3 protein-coding genes and 1 pseudogene are annotated in these 4,390 nt (G+C 70.2%); 2 read left to right on the forward strand and 2 right to left on the reverse strand.

Annotated elements, in window-relative coordinates:
• Positions 1-315, forward strand: a 315-nt coding sequence (locus ABZ646_RS41060; RefSeq protein WP_360531212.1) for a hypothetical protein, incomplete at its 5' end; no start/stop codon positions are given.
• Positions 316-761: 446 nt separating this feature from the next.
• Here the strand turns inward: ABZ646_RS41060 and ABZ646_RS41065 are convergent.
• On the reverse strand, positions 762-1,400 hold the full coding sequence (locus ABZ646_RS41065; RefSeq protein WP_360531215.1) for a hypothetical protein: 639 nt from the start codon (positions 1,398-1,400) through the stop codon (positions 762-764).
• On the opposite strand from ABZ646_RS41065, the pseudogene ABZ646_RS41070 reads away from it, so the two are divergent.
• Positions 1,315-1,578 (forward strand): annotated as a pseudogene (locus ABZ646_RS41070) (FAD-dependent oxidoreductase); the annotation flags it as partial. The gene ABZ646_RS41065 and the pseudogene ABZ646_RS41070 overlap by 86 nt on opposite strands.
• 725 nt (positions 1,579-2,303) lie before the next feature.
• Here the strand turns inward: ABZ646_RS41070 and ABZ646_RS41075 are convergent.
• Positions 2,304-4,390, reverse strand: a 2,087-nt coding sequence (locus tag ABZ646_RS41075; protein ID WP_360531218.1) for a discoidin domain-containing protein, incomplete at its 5' end; no start/stop codon positions are given.

The following is a 4,390-nucleotide window of genomic DNA, read 5'->3' on the forward strand; positions in this document are numbered from 1 at the left end:
GCTGATCCCCGACGTCCACGGCTGGCGGCACTCCACGACGACGGGGGCACGGCGATGACCACGACCACCACCTCGATCAGTCCGCAGCTGGCGCCAACCATAGGCCTGGTGGAGGAGCAGCCAGAGTGGGCCGACGACTTGGCTGACCAGCTCTACACCGCACTTCACAGTGAGCAGCCGCAAGCGGCGCCCGCCGACGCTGTCCCGGTCGCGATGCCGCTGACGCAAAGCCTGGAAGACGACGTGCGGCAGCTGGCCCAGCTGTCGGACGCGGTGAGACGACGAGTCCTCGCCGGCACCGAGCACACCGACTGAGTAAGCGAGACGTCGTGAACCAGACACTCATCACTGCAGGGCGCATACTGCTCGGTCCGACCAGCACACACATCGACGACGGTGCCGTCCTCGTCTCGGGCGACACCATCGTGGCAGCCGGAAAGCGGATGGCGTCTTAGACCACCGGTATGACAAACGCCCGCGCCTTTTCCCTTGAGAACCAGCCCGGGCCGCCCGTGTGAGCACTTCCTCAGCGTCAGGCGAACGGAACGAAACCGACGAAGCCACGCTCGGCCAGCACCGCGCGCGTCCGGGACGCGGGGCGGCCCGTTGAGGCCGCGGCGGGGCCGTTCTCGGCAGGTTCGGGTGCGGGCGTCATCGTGCCTCTACCTCCGGGGTGGATCGGCCGGCCCGGCGGCTCGCGGTGGTCGGGGATGCGGTTGCAGAGCGTGCCAGTCTCCGTCTCCGCCGTGAACCACACCATGTCAGCGGAACTTTTGGTCCTCGGCGACGAACTCGTAGAAGTCCATGTTGGCGATCTCCAGGTTGCACGCCATGGATCCGACCTCGCGGCAGGGAAGGACGGCCTGCCGTCCTGGGCTGTCGTACAGGTCGACGACGGTCAGAGGGCCGGGCGCCGGGACCTGGCCCGGCTGGAGCCCGTCGAAGGCAGAGTCGTCGACGACCAGCGCCGTCAACGGGAAGTGCTCCTCGTCGATCTCGTCCAAGTCCGGGTCCGCGCCGACCCAGCCGTCTGGGTCCGTCCCGCCCAGTTCGCCGAGCAGGGCCTGCCAGCCGGCCTCGTCGTCGAAGCAGGTGCGGACCAGCAGGGCCGCGCCGGTGGAGGGAAGAGGCGGGAAGAACCGGTGCGGCGGTGTCGCCGTGGGCGTGGGGAAGGCCGGCCGCCCGCCGTCGCCCTGGTACATGCCGTACCGGTCCATGTCGCGCACCAGGTCGTCGAAGGCGAGTGCGCCGTCCAGCAGCTCGGCGAGGATCTCGCCGAGCCGGGCCGACTGGATCCGGACGCCACGACCGGGTAAGTGGCGAGCGGACTGCCCCCTGTTCGCCGTCGGCGGCCACCCACACCGGCCCACTGTCCTTACCCCGGACCCCGGCGTCGTCATGGCGGGTGACCTGGTTCGCACCGCCCTGCCCGTTGCCCTCATGGAGCGCGCCGCCACAACGGGGTTCCTCGCCGCGAACGCCCTGCTCGGGAAGTGGGGCGTGTGCGGGCAGACCCTGTGGACCGTGCCCGGCGAAGGGCGGTCCATGCTCCTGCGGGCCCTCACGCGCGCTCTCGGGCAGGCGCCGACAGCGGCGACCGGGAGGCTCGACGGCGTCGACCGTACTGACGGAACCCAAGACTCCGCCCAGCGGTCTCTGACGGTCCGGGCCCCGGTGCCCGGCTGCGGACGACCACCCCCGACGCGCAGTCCTTGGCGCGAAACCCGTCCGGGGCGTTGTGGCCCGATGAGGAGAAGCACTCATGACGCCCACCGAGCGGCGGGGAAGGATCGGGGCATGACGACGCCCCGGCGAGAGCCCCCAGCCCACGGCGCCCACGGCCGCCACTCCCCCCAGCCCAACCGTGCCGCCCACCGACCACTACGCCGAAGACCACGGCTTCACAGTTCCCACCCCACTCCACGGCCAGAGCCGTTGCGACGGACTCACCGCCGTCGGACGCGTCAAGCGTGCGCTCGAACCGCTGCGAGTGCGGCGACTTCGCCCCGGACAACGTCCGCAGCGCGCTCACCAGCCTCGGTCGCTCCGCCGGAAGGTGCGGGCGTGCCAGGAGGGGGCGCCGGAGTCGGCTTCCTCATCGACATCGGCGTCTCTCCCTGGTGTGTGGAGGGCACGATGAGCAGTGACTCCACCAAGGCGGACGCCTTCGGCGGCTACCCCGACGCCACCGGGTTGAATGCCCCGGGGTGTCCGGTGCGCCCGGGATCGCTACGAGGTGCACGGACGCAGGCGGGCCTGGCGGAGAGGTTTCCTGTCCCTCCGCCCGGCCCGGGCGTGGCGGGTCAGGGTCTGATCCTCAACCAGTCGAGCGCGGCGACCCGGCTCGCGCCCTTCGCCACGAGGTAGAGGTCGTGCGTGCCGGTGAGCTCACGCTTCAGGGCCACGGACTGCTCCCGCCAGCCGCCGCTGCCCGTGACAGCCACCGATGCGGCCATCGGGCCGTCCGGCGCGTCCAGGCGCAGTTGGATCCGGCAGCCCGTCGCACAGGCGGAGTTGAGCCGTACGGTGAGGTGTTTTCCGCGGATGTCGGTCTTGCGGAAGGCCACCCAGTCGCCGGAGCCGAGGACGCCGGTGGCCGCGGTGCCGCGCTCTGTTCCGCTTACCGTCGTGGCCTGTTCGGCCTGCAGCGTCGAGGCGGCGTCGGGCCCGTCGCCGTACAGCCGGATGTCGTTGACCACCCAGGCGGTGGGGCCGCTCGCGGTGAGCGTGATCCGCACGTAGCGGGCGGTGGTCTGGTGGGCGAACACCGCGTCCTGGGTGAAGGAGCGGCCGGAGACCCGGGCGACCGGTTCGCCCCAGTGGGTGCCGTCGGTGCTGACGGAGACCGTGAAGCCGTACGGCTGTCCGCTGGTGTCGCGGCCCGCGTCGAGGGAGAGCCGGCTGAAGGTCTTGTTCTCACCGAGGTCGACGGTCAGGGACTGGCCGGCGGTCTGCGGGGCGGCCGCCGTCCAGCGGGTGTTGATGTCGCCGTCGACGGTGGCGGAGGCGTTGGTGCCGTCGCTCGACGTGGCGCTCCAGTTGCCGTGGCGCACCCGCTGTTGGCAGCCGGGCAGGTCGCAGCCGGTCGACCAGATGGCCGCGCCGTACTCGTAGGCGCCCTGGTCGGGAGCCGTGCCCAGGGTGTCGGTGGTGATGCCGTCGACCACCTCCCCCGCGTCGATGGCGGGTGATCCGGGTCCCAGCCACAGTTCGCCGTTGACGGCGTCCGTGTAGCCGGGCTCGGCGCTGATGAGGTTGGAGCGGACGACGGGCAGCGGGTTGCCGGCCTGGGTCGCAGTGACCGGCTTGGGTCCGACGATGTTGCTGAAGTACGAGCCGGACGCGTCCGTGGCGCCGCCGAGGGCGACCGAGGCGACGTTGACGCCCACTCCGTAGCTGGAGTTGTGGTCTTCGTTGGCGATGCTGGGGCCGGTGTGGCCGTTGAAGTAGACGCCCCGGCTGCCGGTGTTCCAGGCGACGTTGTGGTGCAGCCGGAAGTGGCCGGAATAGTTGTCGATGTAGTAGCCGTTCTGGCCGTCGGCGTCGTGTGCGGTGTTGTGGTCGATGGAGGTACCGGTGCCGTTCAGGCTGCAGCAGACGTAGAAGGGTGAGCCGTCGCGGGAGGTGCGCATCGCCTCGGAGATGTCGTTGTAGGCGATGCGGTTGTCGTGGTATTCGGTGCCGTTGACCTGGTAGGCGGTGTCGATGGCCGCTCGTCCGGTGCGGCGGATGGTGTTGTGGGTGATCGTGTGGCCGTTGCCGTTGATCTCGATGCCCGGGGTGTAGCTGCCCATCCAGCCGACGTCATGGATGTAGTTGTCGGTGACGGTGTTGCCGGTGCCGCGGACCAGGACGCCGTCACCGGCCGACTGCGCGATCTCGCTGTTCTCCAGGGTGTTGCCGGTGCCGAGGATCTGCACGCCGGAGTCGAGGATGCGGGAGGCGACGATGTGGCCCTCGGACGGCGGGATCGCGAGGTCGCTGTCCGGTGGCATGGGCAGGGTGGAGAACTCGGAGATGTACGTGGCATGCAGTCTGTCGACCACGACTCCCCTGCTTGACGTGCCCGTCCGCAGCGACGTTCCCCACAGGTTCAGGCCGCGCACGGTGACGTACGAGCTGGCGCTCAGGTCCACGCCCCACAGCCGGTGCTTGGCGGTCACGCTGTGTCCGGCGATGCCGCCCCTCGGGGGAACCAGGTAGAGCCGGTGCGCGGTCTTGTCGTAGTACCACTCCCCCGGTTGGTCCAGGGCCGCCTTGGAACCGACCAGGTAGTAGTTGCGGTAGGGCTGGTTGCCCATGCACAGCGGTGGGCAGCGGTAGTTGCCGCCCTTGAAGTCGAGTTTGCCCTGTGAGGTGGCGGTGACCGTGCCGGTCTGCTGGGCCCAGG

Source organism: Streptomyces sp. NPDC007162 (assembly GCF_040634175.1).
In the GTDB taxonomy this organism is placed as follows: domain Bacteria; phylum Actinomycetota; class Actinomycetes; order Streptomycetales; family Streptomycetaceae; genus Streptomyces.